General features: G+C 70.1%; 14 protein-coding genes. 5 read left to right on the top strand and 9 right to left on the bottom strand.

Features of this window, described 5'->3' with window-relative positions; genetic code table 11:
• Positions 1-50: 50 nt before the first annotated feature.
• Entirely contained in the window at positions 51-2,177 is a 2,127-nt protein-coding gene (locus ACFY0T_RS45385) for a PQQ-binding-like beta-propeller repeat protein (protein WP_388884419.1), read from the bottom strand.
• A gap of 81 nt (positions 2,178-2,258) precedes the next feature.
• The gene (locus tag ACFY0T_RS45380) at positions 2,259-2,453 is read right to left on the bottom strand and encodes a hypothetical protein (protein ID WP_327428706.1); all 195 of its coding nucleotides are present in this window, start codon (positions 2,451-2,453) and stop codon (positions 2,259-2,261) included.
• A 623-nt stretch (positions 2,454-3,076) separates the two neighbouring features.
• Here ACFY0T_RS45380 and ACFY0T_RS45375 point away from each other — a divergent pair.
• The gene (locus ACFY0T_RS45375) at positions 3,077-4,255 is read left to right on the top strand and encodes an acyltransferase family protein (protein ID WP_388884418.1); all 1,179 of its coding nucleotides are present in this window, start codon (positions 3,077-3,079) and stop codon (positions 4,253-4,255) included.
• Positions 4,256-4,320: 65 nt separating this feature from the next.
• On the opposite strand, the gene ACFY0T_RS45370 is transcribed toward ACFY0T_RS45375, so the two are convergent.
• The 3 genes from ACFY0T_RS45370 to ACFY0T_RS45360 form a co-directional block, all read right to left on the bottom strand.
• On the bottom strand, positions 4,321-4,773 hold the full coding sequence (locus ACFY0T_RS45370) for an HD domain-containing protein (protein ID WP_388884417.1): 453 nt from the start codon (positions 4,771-4,773) through the stop codon (positions 4,321-4,323).
• Positions 4,770-4,898, bottom strand: a complete 129-nt coding sequence (locus ACFY0T_RS45365) for a hypothetical protein (RefSeq protein ID WP_388884416.1) — start codon at positions 4,896-4,898, stop codon at positions 4,770-4,772. Before ACFY0T_RS45365 ends, ACFY0T_RS45370 begins: the two co-directional genes overlap by 4 nt.
• 159 nt (positions 4,899-5,057) lie before the next feature.
• A complete protein-coding gene (locus ACFY0T_RS45360) occupies positions 5,058-6,230 on the bottom strand; it encodes a PP2C family protein-serine/threonine phosphatase (protein WP_388884415.1) in 1,173 nt (390 codons plus the stop codon).
• Positions 6,231-6,390: 160 nt separating this feature from the next.
• Here ACFY0T_RS45360 and ACFY0T_RS45355 point away from each other — a divergent pair, with 160 nt between their 5' ends.
• A complete protein-coding gene (locus ACFY0T_RS45355; protein WP_388884414.1) occupies positions 6,391-7,620 on the top strand; it encodes a GNAT family N-acetyltransferase in 1,230 nt (409 codons plus the stop codon).
• A gap of 3 nt (positions 7,621-7,623) precedes the next feature.
• Here ACFY0T_RS45355 and ACFY0T_RS45350 read toward each other — a convergent pair whose 3' ends face one another.
• Both ACFY0T_RS45350 and ACFY0T_RS45345 read right to left on the bottom strand, forming a co-directional pair.
• On the bottom strand, positions 7,624-8,433 hold the full coding sequence (locus ACFY0T_RS45350) for an Fpg/Nei family DNA glycosylase (RefSeq protein WP_388884413.1): 810 nt from the start codon (positions 8,431-8,433) through the stop codon (positions 7,624-7,626).
• 221 nt (positions 8,434-8,654) lie between these two features.
• Entirely contained in the window at positions 8,655-9,143 is a 489-nt protein-coding gene (locus ACFY0T_RS45345) for a ribose-5-phosphate isomerase (RefSeq protein WP_388884412.1), read from the bottom strand.
• 228 nt (positions 9,144-9,371) lie between these two features.
• Between ACFY0T_RS45345 and ACFY0T_RS45340 the strand changes: the two genes are divergently transcribed.
• Positions 9,372-10,847 carry an amino acid permease gene (locus ACFY0T_RS45340; RefSeq protein ID WP_388884411.1) on the top strand — a complete coding sequence of 492 codons (1,476 nt, stop codon included), beginning with the start codon at positions 9,372-9,374 and terminating at the stop codon, positions 10,845-10,847.
• 165 nt (positions 10,848-11,012) lie between these two features.
• Here the strand turns inward: ACFY0T_RS45340 and ACFY0T_RS45335 are convergent, their stop codons facing one another.
• Positions 11,013-13,151, bottom strand: a complete 2,139-nt coding sequence (locus ACFY0T_RS45335) for a protein kinase (protein ID WP_388884410.1) — start codon at positions 13,149-13,151, stop codon at positions 11,013-11,015.
• A gap of 231 nt (positions 13,152-13,382) precedes the next feature.
• Between ACFY0T_RS45335 and ACFY0T_RS45330 the strand changes: the two genes are divergently transcribed.
• Together ACFY0T_RS45330 and ACFY0T_RS45325 are read left to right on the top strand one after the other, a co-directional pair.
• Positions 13,383-14,105, top strand: coding sequence for an LPXTG cell wall anchor domain-containing protein (locus ACFY0T_RS45330; protein ID WP_388884409.1), 723 nt, complete (start codon positions 13,383-13,385; stop codon positions 14,103-14,105).
• A 115-nt stretch (positions 14,106-14,220) separates the two neighbouring features.
• Positions 14,221-15,573, top strand: coding sequence for an FAD-binding oxidoreductase (locus ACFY0T_RS45325; protein WP_388884408.1), 1,353 nt, complete (start codon positions 14,221-14,223; stop codon positions 15,571-15,573).
• Between the two features lie 3 nt (positions 15,574-15,576).
• Here the strand turns inward: ACFY0T_RS45325 and ACFY0T_RS45320 are convergent, their stop codons facing one another.
• On the bottom strand, positions 15,577-16,152 hold the full coding sequence (locus tag ACFY0T_RS45320; RefSeq protein ID WP_388884407.1) for a biotin transporter BioY: 576 nt from the start codon (positions 16,150-16,152) through the stop codon (positions 15,577-15,579).
• Positions 16,153-16,184 lie beyond the last annotated feature (32 nt).

Here is a 16,184-nt window from a genome sequence, read left to right as displayed (position 1 = left end):
TTCGCGTGCTGAGGGACCCGTTACGGACCCTGCGGGGCCCTGTAGGGCGCTTACAGGTGGCGTACGTCCACGGAGTAGACGGACTGGATTCCGTACGGGACGTACAGGGCGTCGCCGACCAGGAGCGGGCGGGCGCCGGAGTCGGCCACGCTGGTGGGGCCGGCGTCGTTGCGGCCGGGGCGGGTGGCGGCGAGTCTGCCGGTGCGGATGTCCAGGGCGGCGAGGCGGCCGCTGGGGGACGCGACGTAGACGTGGGTGGCGGAGGCGAGGGGCGGGCCCGGGAACTCCACCGTCGAGTTGCTCTCCCAGGACTGGTGGCCGGTGCGGGCCGAGACGGCGCGGATGCTGCCGTTGCCGAGTGTGAAGTAGAGGGTGCCGCGTGCGAGGTCGATGGACGCGGCGGAGGGCTGAGAGCGCGCGAGCGGCACGCGCAGCAGCCGGTGCGTGCGGGTGTCCACGGTCGTGAACGCCTCGTGGGCCGTCTCCGGAGATGTCTCGGCGAGGATCAGGCGGCCATGGTCCTGGCCGAGGAGGTCGAGCGCCCCCTGGGCGGTGACGGTCCAGGCCGGCTTTCCGGTGGCCGGGTCGAGGGCGGACACGCTGGTCGTGTCCATGGCGTCGGGCTGGCAGAGGAGGTAGAGGCGGTGCGCGGCGGCTCCGAGGACGCAGCTCCGGCCCTTGGGCATCGGGCGCTTCCAGCGGACCTTGCCGTCGTCCGCGCCCAGCAGGGCGTACGAGCGCGCGTTGTCGCCGAGGAGGGTGACGACGCCCTCGGGGATCATCGTGGCGCCGCCGTCCTCGAGGTCGGGGGCGAGGGTGTCCTCGCCGTCGCCGGTGCGCGTCTTCCAGATCACCCGCCCGGTGGCGGCGTCCAGCGACTGCACCGAGTAGTGGGCCACGGTCATGCCGTCGTCCTTGGCCGCCTCCGTCTCGTCGTTGCCGTAGACGAACACGCGGCCGGCTCGGGTGCCGAGGACGGAGCCCTCGTCGCTGCCGGTGTCGTCGGGCGTGGAGTCGACGGGCTGGAGCCAGGCGTGCTTGCCGTCGGCGAGGGAGAAGCGGGCCGCCTTGACGTCGTCCCCGGCGCACACCAGTGACGTACCGGCCGCGCCACAGCTGCTGAACCCGCCGCTCGCGAGGTCCGAGCCCTTCGCCGTCGCGTGCCACGCGTGCCAGCCGGGCGGCAGGTCGCTGCGGGCGGAGTCGCCGCCGGTGAGCCGGACGACCGCGGCCGAGGCCGTGACGGCGAGCAGCAGGGCGCCCGCCAAGGAGGCGATCAGGAGCCGGCGGCGGCGCTTGGGGCGGGGGCGGTCGGGCTCGGTCGGCGGGCCCGGGTCCTCGTCCAGGAAGGGGCGCGGGCCGGGGCGGGTGCCGTCGCGCAGGAGGGTGAGGAGTTCGTCCGGGGTTGGGCGGGACTTGGGGTGCTTCTCCAGGCAGAGTTCGACGAAGGGGCGCAACTCGCCGGGCAGGCCGTCGAGTTCGGGGGTCCCCTCGACGACTCGGGTGGCCGTCTCGTAGGGGCTGGGGCTGTCGAAGGGGCCGTGTCCGGTGGCGGCGTACGCGACGACGGCGCCGAGGGAGAAGACGTCGGCGGCCGGACCCACCTCGTGCGGGGACGAGAACTGCTCGGGGGACATGAAGGGCGGGGTGCCCATCACCCGGCCGGTCTGGGTGAGCGCGTCGGCGACGGCGAACTCGGCGGCGCGCGAGATGCCGAAGTCGATGACGCGGGGGCCGTCGTCGGCGAGCATGACGTTGGCCGGTTTCAGATCCCGGTGGACCACTCCGGCGCGGTGGATGTCGCGCAGCGCCTCGGCGAGGCCGGCGGCCAGCTCGCGCAGCCGGTCCGGCGGCAGCGGGCCGTGGTTCTTCACATGGGTGCCGAGGTTGTCGCCCGCTATGTAGAGCGTGGCCATCCAGGGGCGCGGCGCGTCGGCGTCCGCGTCCACGACGGGGGCGGTGAAGGCACCGCTCACCTGTCGGGCGGCGGCCACCTCACGGCTGAAGCGGATACGGAACTCGTCGTCGTCGGCGTACTGCCCGTGCACGACCTTGATCGCGAGGCGGCGGCCGGAGGCGGAGCGGGCGAGATAGACGACGCCCATGCCGCCGGAGCCGAGGCGGTCCTCGATGCGGTAACCGCCCACCTCCGATGGGTCCGATGCACGCAGCGCCATCCCCGTACGCTCCCCGTTCCGAATCCCCCGACGTACGTCGACATGTGTCGATGTACGTATCCGTCCCGTCCAGAAGCTCTCTCAGAAGCTGATCGAGTTGATGGTCTCCGCTATCGAATCGAGGAACCGTTGGATGGACGGAGCCATGCCGGTCGATGCGAGGAAGAAGCCGAAGAGCACCGCGACAACGGCGGGCCCCGCCTTGATCGATCCTCCCCGTATCAACACCACCAGGATGATCGCCAACAGCAGCACCACTGACAGCGAAATGGCCACAACTGATCACACCCTACGGTCGGTCCGCTCTCCCGGCCCGGAGGTGCAACCCCACACACCCCCGCCAGAACCATCGTGCCACCAACCAGGCTTTCGTATGCGGCGGGTGACGCAACGTCGGCCACGGACCCGCCCGCCGCGCACCTCCGCAACGCCTCGGCGCGACGAACGGCGGGGCTCCGCACGGCAATTCGAGAGGGCGCCCGCACAGGCCGCGCAGTGGAAATCCAGAGGGACCGTTGCCATGTCCACACATCCTGTTCGCAGGTAATTCGAATTGTTGGCACAGGCACATCGCAGACTCTGTAGACGGGTAACTAAAGCCCAATGAACCGGACATATCACCAGAGTCGCCCGCGAGCCTTATGCACCATTTAGTCAGGATGAAGGGGGACAGAAGGGTCCCATACGGTAAGCAAATCGGTATGCGGAACCACTTGCGGACCGACAGGCAGACATCTTCAAATCCCGGGTACTCGCAGGCGATAAGCAGAAATGACGTCGAGAGTTTTACGAAGACGCATAGACAACGCTAGGGTGCCTCAGATGTTCCACGCCGCCACGTCCCCCGTATGCGCAGCGAGGTCCAGGATCGTCTCCCCGAGTTCTTGGTGGGAGGGCCTGTGACGAACTCGCTCCGCCCGCACGGCCAGTACAGAACGCCGCTCCCCCCGGCACAGCAGCCGGCGGAGGGAGTGCCGAGTCCGCGCTCGCCGCAATCCCCCAGAGCGGCCTCCGGGGCCGCCGCACCGGGCGCCAAGCCCGCCAAGCAACGCGACGCCTTCTTCGACAACGCCAAGTACCTGGCGATCGTGCTCGTGGCCATGGGTCACGCCTGGGAGCCGCTGAAGGACCAAAGTCGCATCCTCGAAGCGGCGTACACGGTCGTGTACACCTTCCACATGCCGGCCTTCATCATCATCTCCGGCTATTTCTCCCGCAGTTTCGACATGCGCCCCGACCGGCTGAAGCGGCTGGTGACGGGTGTGCTCGTGCCGTACGTCCTCTTCGAGACGGCGTACTCCCTCTTCAAGCGGTGGGCCGCCCCCGACCCCACCCATCCGATCAGCCTGCTCGACCCCTGGTACCTCACCTGGTTCCTGGTCGCGCTCTTCATCTGGCGGCTGACCACCCCGCTGTGGAAGCTGGTCCGCTGGCCGCTGCCGCTCGCGCTCGCCATCGCCGTGCTCGCCTCCGTCTCGCCCGACATCGGCGCCGAACTGGACCTGCAGCGCGTCCTGCAGTTCCTGCCGTTCTTCGTGCTGGGCCTGGTCATGAAGCCCGAGCACTTCCAGCTGGTGCGCCGCCGTGAGGTGCGGATCCTGTCGGTGCCGGTCTTCGCCGCCGCGGTGGTCGTGGGCTGGTGGGCGGTGCCCCGGATGAACACGGCGTGGTTCTACCACCGCGACGCCGCGCAGGACATGGGCGCCCCGTGGTGGGCCGGTGCCGTGATGACGCTCGCGCTGTTCGGCTGCTCGCTGCTGCTCACCGCGTGCTTCTTCGCCTGGGTGCCGCGGCGCACGTTCTGGTTCACGGCGCTCGGCGCGGGCACGCTGTACGGCTATCTGCTGCACGGATTCGTGGTCAAGGCCTCCGAGTTCGGGGGCTGGTTCGACCCCGCGTGGACGCACAAGCCGCTCGGCGAGATCTTCGTGACGCTCGCCGCGGCCGCCATAGTGACCGTGCTGTGCACCCGGCCCGTCCAGCGGATCTTCCACTTCGCGATGGAGCCCAAGATGGAGTGGGCCTTCAAGCGGGACGCGACGGAACTGGCCCGGGAGCGGGAGCGAGCCAGGGCGTAACCACCTCTGAAACATGTGCGTGAGTGCGGGCCCGGGATCTCCTGGGCCCGCACTCACGCACATGTTCAGGGAGCGAGGCCGAGCAGTGTGCGCATCGTCGCGTACTTCTTGGTGAGCCGGGCCCGGGTGTGCTCGTCGAGGACCGCGAGCCGGCCCGGATCGGCGTTGTGCGCGAGGTCGGACACCTTCACCAGGAGGGCGCCCGGGGTCGTACGGATGCGTCGCGCGTACGCCTCCGGGGGCTCGCCCTCCTGCTTGGTGAGCGCCAGCACGATGTCCTTGGTGCGCCGGGTCAGCGCGGCCTCGCGCAGCCAGTCCTCGGAGAGCGCGTCGTCCTCGACCGCGTCGTGCAGCCAGGCCGCCGCTATCTGTTCGTCGTCACCGCCGCGTTCGCGGACGCCCTCCGCGACCGCCTGGAGGTGTTCGGCGTACGGCCGCCCCGCCTTGTCGGTCTGGGCGGCGTGCGCCTCGCGGGCGAGGGCCTCGACTTCGGCCAGGGTCAGAAGAGTCTGCGTCACTCCCCCAGTGTCTCCCCGCGCAGGGCTGCGCGGGCCGGGACGGTCGCCGCCGTCTCGCCGAGCACGACGTTCGCCGCGGCGAACGAGCACTTGGCGGCCGCCGGCGCGGCGGACGCGCCGGTCATCGGGGTGTCCCCCTGCTCGGGCGAAGCCGTGAGCTCAGGGGAGCAACGGCAGCCCGAACAGGGCGGCGCAGCCCCCGCTGGGGTCTAAGGGCAGCGCCCCTGGCGGGGTTTGGGGCGGAGCCCCCAAAACGGGACGGGGGGCGAGGAACATCCCTCGGGTCACCGGACGGGTGTCGCGCCCTCTCGGCAGATCAGGAGGAGGGCCCGGTCGTCGTTGACGTCCTTGGCGACGGCTTCGATGAGGTGCCAGGCGGCTCCGTGGAAGCCGCCGGCGACATAGCGGTCGGCTTCGCCGGTGAGACGGTCGATGCCCTCGACGATGTCCCGGTCGGAGGTTTCCACCAGGCCGTCTGTGAACAGCATCAACACGTCTCCGGGACGCAGGGAGCCCTTCACAGGGTCGAACTGGGCGCCGTCGTACACACCGAGCAGGGGGCCTTCCGCGACCTTCTCCTCCCAGCGGCCGCTGCCCGCGCTGAGTTGCAGGCCCGGAGGGTGTCCGGCGGAGAAGAGTTCGTAGTCCCCGGAGTCCAGGTCCAGGACCAGGTGGATCGAGGTCGCGAAGCCCTCGTCCCAGTCCTGGCGGAGGAGGTAGCCGTTCGCGGCGGGCAGGAACGCGTGGGGAGGCAGGGAGCCCAGGAGGCCCCCGAAGGCTCCGGACAGCAGCAGCGCACGCGAACCCGCGTCCATGCCCTTGCCCGAGACGTCCGTGAGGACGACCTCCAGGGTGCGGCCGCCGTTCGTACGGGCCGCCACCACGAAGTCCCCGGAGAAGGACTGCCCGCCCGCCGGACGCAGCGCCATCTCCCGGTGCCAGCCCAGCGGCAGCTTCGGCAACTTGCTCTGCACCCGGATGCGTTCGCGCAGGTCGAAGAGCATGGTGCCGCCCCGTCGCCAGGGCACCCCCACCCGGCTGCGGAACTGCGCGATCAGCAGCCCGAAGAAGCCGCAGGCGGCGACCACAAGGACCACGCCCGGCGTCACCCGGGACGGGCCCTCCGTGTACGGGCCCAGCTTCACGGACTCCACTATCAGCGCGGTGGCGGCGGCCGCGTACAGACCGAGCAGGCTGGCGGGGCGCAGGAGGAGACCTCCGGCCACGATCGGGAGGACCAGCGCCGCCGGTGAGCACCACACCGAGTTCACCAGCGTCGTGGAGGCGATGATCGGGATCGTCAGCAGCAGACCGGCCAGCGCGATCCAGTCCGAACCGTCCCCACGGAAGTAGTCGACGGCGGATCTGCGCAGCCCTGTGCGGGCCCGGTGCCACTGCTTCTTCAACCGGGCCGTGAACGTCTCGGCTTCCGCGCGCCGCTCTCGTCCTGCTGCCATTAGTTCGGGACCCTATCCATCGGACCAGGTGCTTGGCACGGGAGGTCCCACTTGTCCCCCGTCCGAGCGCTCAACTTCACAGAGAACTTCACAGAAGGCACCGCGACGGCGGGGGTGAAATTCCCTCGCTCGTACCGCATTGCCCTGGTAGGCATGGGCTATGACGACTGACGTGCGGGTGCTGCAGCAGGCCGATTGGAACACGTGGTACGACAACCTGGTCCGCGCGTTCGGAGGCGTACCGGAGTCGTCCGAGGAGCGCGAACTGATGAACGCGCTCACAGAGTACGACCGTTCCCTGGGCGTGTGGGACACAGAGCAGTGCGTGGGTACGGCGGGCGCCTTCTCCTTCCGCGTCACCGTCCCCGGCGGCGCCTCCGTCCCGGCCGCGGGCATCACCATGGTGAGCGTCGCGGCCACGCACCGCCGGCGCGGAGTGCTGACCGCGATGATGCGACGCCAACTGGACGACATCCGCGCCGGGGGCGAGCCGCTCGCCGTCCTCACCGCGTCGGAGCCGGCGATCTACGGCCGGTTCGGCTACGGCATCGCGACGCTCCAGCTCAACGCCGAGATCGACACCAGTCGCGTACGACTGTCCGTGCCGCCCGGCACCGACGACGTACATCTGCGGTACGCCGCGCCCGCCGAGGTACTCGACGCGTGCGAGGCGGTGTACGCGCGGCTCGTGCCGGGCCGTCCGGGCATGCTGGCGCGGCAGCCCGGCTGGGAGCGGGTGTCGCTGCTCGACCCGGAGGGCGACCGGGACGGGGCGTCGCCGCTGCAGTGCGTGGTCGCCGAGCGGGACGGCGAGGTCGTGGGCTACGCGCGCTTCCGGGTCAAGCCGGAATGGGGCCCGGCCGGGCCCAACGGCGCGGTGCTGCTGCGCGACCTGGAGGGGCTCGACCCCGCGGTGCGGGCCGCGCTGTGGCGTCTGCTCTTCGACATCGACCTGACGTCCACGCTCCGTACCTGGGCCCGGCCCGTCGACGAGGACGTGCAGCATCTGGTGTCCGACATCCGGCGCTGCAAACTGCGGATGAAGGACTCGCTGCACGTGCGGCTCATCGACGTGGGCGCGGCCCTGGAGGCACGGACGTATCAGGCGCCGGTGGACGTGGTGTTCGAGGTCGAGGACGCGTTCTGCCCCTGGAACGAGGGGCGTTGGCGGCTCACGGGTGACGCGAAGGGCGCGAGCTGCGCACGCAGCGAGGACTCCGCCGATCTCGCCCTGTCCGTACGGGAGTTGGGGGCTGCGTATCTCGGCGGGGTGTCGCTGGCCTCGCTCGCGGCGGCCGGGCGGGTGCGGGAGCTGCGCCAGGGCGCGCTGACGGAGGCGTCCGTGGCCTTCTCGTCAGTGGTCGCGCCCTGGCTGCCGCACGGCTTCTGACGGCTACCGCTGCTGGCAGGCGGGACACCAGAAGAGGTTGCGGGCGGCGAGATCGGCGGTGCGGATCTCGCCGCCACAGATGTGGCAGGGCAGGTTGGCCCTGCGGTACACGTAGACCTCGCCGCCGTGGTCGTCCACGCGCGGCGGGCGGCCCATCGCCTCGGGGGTGTGTTCCGGGCGGACCGTGTCGATGCGGTTGTTGCGGACGCCCTCGCGCATCAGCTCCACGAGATCCGTCCAGATCGCGTCCCACTCGGTGGGAGTGAGGTCCTTGCCCGCGCGGTACGGGTCGATGCCGTGCCGGAAGAGGACCTCCGCGCGGTAGACGTTGCCCACGCCCGCGATGATCTTCTGGTCCATGAGGAGGGCGGCGATCGTCGTACGGCTGCGGGAGATCCGGCGGTACGCGGCGGACGGGTCCGCGCCCGGGCGGAGGGGGTCCGGGCCGAGCCGGTCGTGTATCGCCTGCTTCTCGGTGTCCGTGATCAGGGCGCAGGTGGTGGGGCCGCGGAGGTCGACGTACGCGGTGGGGTTCGCGAGGCGGAGGCGGACGGTGTCCGTGGGCGGTGGGGCGGGGGCGTCGCCGAAATTGACCTTGCCGAAGAGGCCCAGGTGGATGTGGATCCAGTCCGCTGCGTGGAAGCCGAGGAAGAGGTGTTTGCCGTGGGCTTCCGCCTCGGCCAGCTCCGCGCCGTCCAGGAGGGCGGCGGCGTCGGTGAACTTGCCCTGGGGGCTGGTGACGCGTGCCGGGCGGCCACCGAAGGCGGCCCGGTAGTCCTCGGCCAGCCGGTGAATCGTGTGCCCTTCGGGCACGGGGTCCTCCTGCTGTTGTCTTTCGTCCGACGGCCAGGCATTTTTTCGCCCCCTCCGCCCCTACCCTCCCCCAAGCTCTCGGCTTCGCTCGAGCAGGGGGGACCCCCATCGCCCCTGGGGGCTCCGCCCCCCGACCCCCCCCGTATCGCGCTTCGCGCTCGTCCTCAAACGCCGGAAGGGCTGAAAGATTCAGCCCGTCCGGACGGAGCGCCCCCAGGGGGCTACGGCTGCTGCGGGTGGTGTGCCGGGATCGGGGGCAGTTCCCGCGTCGTCTCGTACGTCGCGAGCATGTCGATGCGGCGGATGTGGCGCTCGTCACCCGAGAAAGGGGTGTTGAGGAAGGTCTCGACGAACTTCGTCGCCTCCTCCTGCGTGTGCATGCGGGCACCCACGGCGACGACGTTCGCGTTGTTGTGCTGGCGCCCCAGAGAGGCCGTCTCCTCGCTCCAGGCGAGAGCGGCCCGGACACCGGCCACCTTGTTCGCGGCGATCTGCTCACCGTTGCCCGAGCCGCCGATCACGATGCCGAGGGACTCGGGGTCGGCCGCCGTACGCTCCGCGGCGCGGAGGCAGAACGGCGGGTAGTCGTCCTGGGCGTCGTAGATGAGGGGCCCGCAGTCGACGGGCTCGTGGCCGGCGGCCTTGAGCCACTCGACGAGATGGTTCTTGAGTTCGAAACCGGCATGATCGGAGCCGAGATACACGCGCATGGTCCGAGTGTGACACGGCTGTTTCGGATCGGCCGCGCCGGGTGTCGCCTGCGAAAAGTGTGAGCCACACTACAAAACCTCAAGGAAACCTCAAGTAACGATCCGGATTCAAAGGTTCACGAATCCATTTGCCTCCGATTCACTGGACGCGCTCGTACACCGCTCGTACGGGAGCCGTACACACCCCGTACGGGAATCTGCTCACCCGGCGCAAAGGAACTCCCCTCCATGACCTCGCAGCCGACCCCCACAAAGGCCGCAAGCGGCCCCGGAGAACCCGGTGGCGGCCTCCAGGCCGGACTCAAGAACCGTCATCTGTCCATGATCGCCATCGGTGGTGTCATCGGCGCCGGGCTCTTCGTGGGCTCCAGCTCCGGTATCGCCACCGCCGGACCCGGCATCCTTCTCTCGTACGCGCTCGTCGGCACGCTCGTGGTGCTGGTGATGCGGATGCTCGGTGAGATGTCCGCCGCGAATCCGACGTCGGGTTCGTTCTCCGCGCACGCCGACCGCGCGCTCGGCCGCTGGGCCGGCTTCTCCATCGGCTGGCTCTACTGGTTCTTCTGGGTCGTCGTGCTGGCCGTGGAGGCCACCGCCGGCGCCAAGATCCTCGAAGGCTGGATCCCGGCCGTGCCCCAGTGGGGCTGGGCGCTCATCGTGATGGTCGTCCTCACCGCCACCAACCTGGTGTCCGTGGGGTCGTACGGCGAATTCGAGTTCTGGTTCGCCGGGATCAAGGTCGTGGCGATCGGCGCGTTCATCGTCGTCGGCGGACTGGCCGTCTTCGGTGTGCTGCCGGGTGTCGACGCCGACAAGGCCGGGCTCGGGAACCTGACCGACCACGGCGGCTTCCTGCCGCACGGACCCGGCGCGATCCTCACCGGCGTCCTGCTGGTCGTCTTCTCCTTCATGGGCAGCGAGATCGCGACTCTCGCGGCCGGCGAGTCCGAGGACCCGCAGCGGGCCGTGACCAAGTCCACCAACAGCATCATCTGGCGGATCGCGGTCTTCTACCTCGGCTCGATCTTCGTCGTCGTCTCCCTGCTGCCGTGGAACGACCCGTCGATCAAGGACAAGGGCTCGTACGTCGCGGCCCTCGACTCCCTCGGCATCGCGCACGCCGGTCAGATCATGAACTTCATCGTGCTGACCTCGGTGCTGTCCTGCCTCAACTCCGGGCTCTACACGGCCTCCCGCATGGCCTTCTCGCTCGGCCAGCGCGGGGACGCGCCGAAGGCGTTCGCGAAGACCACCTCGCGCGGTGTTCCGTTGGCCGCGATCATCGTCTCGGTCGTCTTCGGCTTCGTCGCCGTCTTCTTCAACTACAAGTTCCCGGACTCGGTCTTCCTCTTCCTGGTCAACTCCTCCGGTGCGGTCGCCCTGTTCGTCTGGCTCGTCATCTGCTTCTCGCAGCTGCGGATGCGGAAGATCATCCAGCGCGAGGCGCCCGAGAAGCTCGTCGTGAAGATGTGGCTGTACCCGTACCTGACCTGGGCGACGGCCGCGCTGATCGTCTTCGTGCTCGGCTACATGCTGACCGACACCGAGCACGACGGCCGGGAGACCGTGCTGCTGTCGCTGCTCGTCGCGGCGGTCGTCCTCGTCATCGCCGTCATTCGGCAGAAGGTCGGGGCCGGTGCGCCCTCCGCGCGGTACGTCGCGGCTGCCGAGCCTCGGGACGAGGATCCGGTGAAGGTCGGCTGAGCCGACTCCGACGGCGAGTCCGCCGTCGTGATGTGACGTGAGGGAGGGGCTCCGCGGCGATGGTCTTCGCCGCGGAGCCCCTCCCTCCTTCCGTTCGCCCTGTGCGGTCCTGGGTTCAGTGCTGGATTCAGTTCTGGGTTCACAGTTCTGGGTTCAGTCCTGGGTTCAGAGCACGGTGAAGCTGTTCTTCACCCCTTGGTAGACCTGGAGCGCCTCGTCCTCGATGTCCGGCTGGTACCAGGTGTTGATCTGGTACGACTTGCCGTCCTCGTCGAAGCCGAGCAGCTGGGCGTGCCAGTGCACGCCCTTGAGCGTGAAGGTGTACTCCCAGACCACCGCGGGCCGGCCCTGGAACGTCGTTTCGTCCAGGCGGATCTTCTGGTAGTCCTGCCCCTTGCGGGCGTTCTGTTCCGAGGTCTGCCATGTGTCCATCAGGTTCCCCTTGGCGAGGGAGGCTTTGGCGGCGAGTTCCTGCTTGCCGTCGGGCGAGGTGTAGTGCACCTCTGAACCCGTCTTCAGATCGCGGCGCCAGCCCTTGGGCGTCACCCACGCGTACCCGCCGGCCTCCCGGTGGGCTCCCGGAGGCAGGCTGGGCGGCCGCGAGGTGCCCTCGACGGTGGACGAGGGGGACGACGGGGACGAGGGGCCTCCGGTGGTCCCTGTCGTGCCGGACGATGCGGCCGGCACGGATGATCCGGACGAAGCCCCGGTCTTGTCGTCGGGCGATCCGCCCGTCGCCGCGACGACGATCCAGACGACGACTCCCGCGGCGACCACACCGCTGGCGGCGGCCAGGCCCATACGACGCCTGCCGCGTCGCGGGCCGGGGCCGGGGCCGGAAGGCACGGCGGGGCCGGGGAGTTCGCCGGGCGGCATCACGACGGGGCCGGGCGCCGTCGGCATCCGCGCCTCGGTCTCTGCCTCTGCCGACGCTTCTGGGGTGGCGACTCGGCCGAATCCGGGGCCTGTTGGGCGCGGGGCACCGACGGAGGGGATCTCCGAGCCGACCTCCGCGCGCAGTTCGGAGGGGACTTCGGTGGAGGCGTTGTGAGCGGGGGCGGGTGGCTGCTCCGGATGATGTTGCTTCGGGTGCTTCTCGACGTCGGGTGGGCTCTTTCGTGTCGGGGTGCGGTGCGGCGGTATCGCGTCATGTACGGGCTCGGGTTCGGGGGCGGACTCGGGCTCGGGTTCGGGGGCGCGATCGGGGGCGCGCTCGGGCGCGCGCTCTTCTTCCGGAGGCGGGGTGGCCTCGGGGAGGTCCGATGGGGGCTGCCGTGCGGCACGGAGCAGCTGGGCGTCGAGGAGCGCGGGCGTGCGCGACTCCTCGTGAGCCGGCTGAAGGGGCTGTGGGGTGGCTTCCGGCACGTCCGTCCCCGGCCCGGGCCCCGGCTCGGCCTCGGGCTCGGCCCCGGGCGCAGTCCCGGTCCCGGTCCCGCTCTCGGTCGCGTACTCGAATGCGTACGCGGAGTCGAAGTCGTACTCAGGCCCCGTCTCCGGCAGTTCGGCGGAACCCGCGCCCACCTCCCCCCCCGCCCCCGACCCTGTCCCCGTCCCCCGGTAGACGATCGCCCCAAGTTCCGCCTCGAGTTCCTCCAGGCCGGGCCGCGTCGACGGCTCCTTCTCCAGGATGGCGGCCAGGACGTCACGCAAGTCGTCTGCGGAGGCGGGGAGTTCGGGCTCCTCGTAGAGGACGGCGTGCAGGGTCGCCAGGGTGGTGGAGCGGGAGAACGGGGAGCGGCCGCCGAGGGCCGCGCAGAGGGTCGCGCCCAGCGACCACACGTCGGAGGGCGGGCCCTGCGGGCGGCCGGAGATGCGTTCGGGCGCCATGTAGTCGGGGGAGCCGACCAGCATCCCGACCATGGTGAGCGCCTCGGCGTCCTGCAGCGCGGCGATGCCGAAGTCGGTGAGGACGACTCGGTGGCCGCGCCCCTCGACCAGGACGTTGCCCGGCTTGATGTCGCGGTGCAGCACTCCCCCGGCGTGCACCTGGCGCAGCGCCGACACCAGTTCGAGCCCGATCCGGGCCGCCTCGCGCGGGCCGAGCGGTCCGTCCTCCGCCACGATCCGTTCGAGGGAGCGCCCGGCGACGAGTTCCATGACGATCCACAGCCGCTCGCCCTCGTCCACGACGTCGTAGATGCGGACGACGTTGGGGTGGTCGATCCGGGCCGTGGCCCTGGCTTCGCGCAGGGTGCGTTCGCGGCGCGTGCGCGTGTCTTCGGGGTCGAGTCCGTCGATGCGCATTTCCTTGACGGCGACCTGCCGGTCGAGCATTTCGTCGGCGGCTCGCCACACCCGCCCCATTCCCCCCTGCCCAATACTCTCGACCAGCCGATAACGCCCCGTCACCAATAGTCCCGGAACACCGCCCTGTACATTCCCCGACAATCCCTGCACCCCCTCAACACCCGCCACAATCGCCCGTCACAACAGAAACACAATGGTCACACTTCATGCCGTACCAGCATAGTGCGGAGAAATCTTGTGGTACCTCTTCAAGTACTGCGAATTCAGGCGCAGCCAAGGGGGACGAACATGAGTTCTCGTCACACGACGACCATCGCTGGATCGCTGCTCACGGCATCTTTCTCGGCCGTGATGATCCTTTCTTTCACCGCCGTCGCGGACGACCAGGGACCGGGGAACAGCAAGGGGGGAAAGGTAATTGACGAGGCACCGGCGGGTGTAAAGCTGACCACGCTACTGCCCGAGAAGATCTCGGTCGACAACAGTTCACAGAAGACGGCGATTACCGCCACGGTAAAGAACGAAGGGACCAAGGACAGCGGCGACATCAGGCTTTTGGTGGTCGGTTTCGACGGCCTTCAGGTCAAGGACGTCAAGGGCTGCACCGCCATGGCCGACAAAGATCTGCCCAAGGGTTCGAACAGTGGTTTCGTTTGCGCCGTCGGCAATCTCGCGGCCGGCAAGTCGAAGTCGTACGACGTCGACGCGACGTTCGATCTGAGCAAGACCGGGAAGATCTGTCTGCCGGTGCAGACGAGCGACGGGAAGAAGACGTACTGGCAGCAGGGCCCGGTGCCGTTCGGTACGACGAACCCGTCGCCGAACGCCCCGGCCACCCCGCTGCTGCTCGGCACCGACAACAAGCCGGTGGCACCCGGCGGCGACCAGCTGCCGAAGACCGGCGCGGGGAGCGACATGCTGCCGCTCGGCGCGGCGGGCGCGGCGCTGATCTCGGCGGGAGCGGCGGGCCTGTGGTGGGCCAGGCGGCGCCCGGGGCAGCAGCAGTCCTGAAAAGCGACCGTCAAGGGTGGGCCGGGATGCCGAGCGTGGCATCCCGGCCCACCCTTTTTCATGACTCCGGAAAACCTGACGGCACTTGTCAAGTAATGCCGCCACGATGAGCCGTATGGACACCGTCGACAACACCGCGTACCAGGACCGGAACTCCGCAGACCGTGACCGGCTCGTCCTCCGCCCCGGTGAGCCCGGGTACGACGAGGAACTCGCCGGTTTCCAGACCGGCTTCGCGCAGCGGCCCGCCGTGATCTTCGCCGCGTCCTCGGCCGACGACGTGGCCGCCGCGGTGCGGTACGCCGCCTCCGCGGGCCTGCCGGTCGGTGTGCAGGCCACCGGGCACGGGCTGCCGGGTGCGGCGGAGGGCGGCGTCCTGATCACGACGAAACGCATGGACGAGGTGAGCGTCGATCCTCAGGCGCGCACCGTCCGGGTCCACGCGGGCGTCCGCTGGGGCCAGGTCGTCGCGGCGGCCGAGCCGTACGGGCTCGCCCCGCTGAACGGATCGGCGCCGGGCGTGGGCGCCGTCTCGTACACGCTCAGCGGCGGACTCGGCATCCTGGCACGGGAGTTCGGGTACGCCGCCGATCATGTGCGCTCGCTCGACGTGGTCACCGCCGACGGCCGGCTCCGCCATGTGACGCCTGCCTCGGACGGCAACTTGTACTGGGCGCTCCTCGGCGGCGGCCACAACTTCGGCGTCGTCACCGAGTTGGAGATCGGCCTCGTACCGGTCGCGCGGCTGTACGGCGGCTCGCTCGCCTTCGACGGGCGCGCGGTCGATCCGGTGGCCGTACTGCGGGCGTACGAGCGCTGGACGCGGACCGTGCCGGACGGGCTGACCTCGTCGTTCGCGGCCGTTCCGTACCCGGACGTGCCGGGGATGCCGCCTCAACTGCGCGGGCGGTACGTGATCTCCGTACGCGTGGCGTACACGGGCGCGGACGGTGAGCGGGTCGTCGCCCCACTGCGGGAGATCGGGCCTGTCCTCGCGGACTCGCTGCGCGAGATGCCGTACGCCGAGAGCCACACCATCCACAGGGACCCGGACTTCCCGCACACGTACTACGGCGACAGCGCGGTGCTGAGTGAACTGGATGCGGCCGCGGCGGGCGAACTCCTCGCCCGCACCGGTCCGGACGCGCCCGCGATGTGCGTCGTGCAGATCAACCATCTGGGCGGGGCACTGGCGCAGGACGCGCCGAACTCCGTACCCCATCGCGAAGGGCGTTTCCTCGTAAGGCTGTTGGCGATGACGGACCGGGAGCAGGCTCGCGAGGTGCTGGACCCGGCATTCGAGGGGATCGCATCGTGGACGATCGGGCGTGCGCTCAACTTCGCGTTCGGGGCGGGCGATCGGACCGAGGGGCTGTACGACGCCGGAACGCGGAAGAGGCTCGCCGGATTGAAGTCGGAGTACGACCCGGCGAACCTCTTCCGCAGGAACTACAACATCAGCGACTGAGCGTCACTTGTTGATCAGCTTCCAGGCGGTGGGCAGTGCGCCCATCGCCAGGGCGGCCTTGAGGGCGTCGCCGATCAGGAACGGGGTGAGGCCGGCCGCGATGGCCGCGCTCGCCGACATGCCGGTGGCCAGGGCCAGGTACGGGACGCCGATCGCGTAGATGATCGCCTCGCCGAGCAGCATCGCCCCGGCCATGCGCAGGACCGAGCGGTCCGCGCCGCGGCGGGCGAGGGCGCCCACGACGGTGGAGGCGAGGAGCATGCCGAGGATGTAACCGAAGGACACGGTGGCGCCGGAGGCGCCGCCGGCGAACCACGGGACACCGGCCAGGCCGAGCAGCGCGTACAGGGCGAGGGAGAAGAGGCCCCGGCCGGCGCCGAGCGCCGTGCCGACGAGGAGCGCCGCGAAGGTCTGGCCGGTCACCGGCACCGGGGAGCCCGGTACCGGGAGGGAGATCTGGGCGGCCAGGCCGGTGAGGGCGGCGCCGCCGAGCACAAGGGCGACGTCACGGACGCGAGACGCGGGCAGGAGATCAGCGAGGACCTCTCCGGGGCGGGCGGTGGCGGCAGCGGTGCTCATGGGGACTCCGGCGGGTGCAGGCAGGTTGGGAC

Source organism: Streptomyces sp. NPDC001530 (genome assembly GCF_042894545.1).
Classification (GTDB): domain Bacteria; phylum Actinomycetota; class Actinomycetes; order Streptomycetales; family Streptomycetaceae; genus Streptomyces.
The sequence above is the reverse complement of the archived record's forward strand: the minus strand, read 5'-3'. Positions and strand labels throughout refer to the sequence as shown.

What these genes read in the sequence shown, in the direction of transcription:
- ACFY0T_RS45385 (WP_388884419.1), bottom strand. Translation starts at nt 2,177, where the DNA reads ATGGCGCTGCGTGCATCGGACCCATCGGAGGTGGGCGGTTACCGCATC.
- ACFY0T_RS45365 (WP_388884416.1), bottom strand. Translation starts at nt 4,898, where the DNA reads ATGACCGGCGCGTCCGCCGCGCCGGCGGCCGCCAAGTGCTCGTTCGCC.
- ACFY0T_RS45360 (WP_388884415.1), bottom strand. Translation starts at nt 6,230, where the DNA reads ATGGCAGCAGGACGAGAGCGGCGCGCGGAAGCCGAGACGTTCACGGCC.
- ACFY0T_RS45355 (WP_388884414.1), top strand. Translation starts at nt 6,391, where the DNA reads ATGACGACTGACGTGCGGGTGCTGCAGCAGGCCGATTGGAACACGTGG.
- ACFY0T_RS45345 (WP_388884412.1), bottom strand. Translation starts at nt 9,143, where the DNA reads ATGCGCGTGTATCTCGGCTCCGATCATGCCGGTTTCGAACTCAAGAAC.
- ACFY0T_RS45340 (WP_388884411.1), top strand. Translation starts at nt 9,372, where the DNA reads ATGACCTCGCAGCCGACCCCCACAAAGGCCGCAAGCGGCCCCGGAGAA.
- ACFY0T_RS45335 (WP_388884410.1), bottom strand. Translation starts at nt 13,151, where the DNA reads ATGGGGCGGGTGTGGCGAGCCGCCGACGAAATGCTCGACCGGCAGGTC.
- ACFY0T_RS45330 (WP_388884409.1), top strand. Translation starts at nt 13,383, where the DNA reads ATGAGTTCTCGTCACACGACGACCATCGCTGGATCGCTGCTCACGGCA.
- ACFY0T_RS45325 (WP_388884408.1), top strand. Translation starts at nt 14,221, where the DNA reads ATGGACACCGTCGACAACACCGCGTACCAGGACCGGAACTCCGCAGAC.
- ACFY0T_RS45320 (WP_388884407.1), bottom strand. Translation starts at nt 16,152, where the DNA reads ATGAGCACCGCTGCCGCCACCGCCCGCCCCGGAGAGGTCCTCGCTGAT.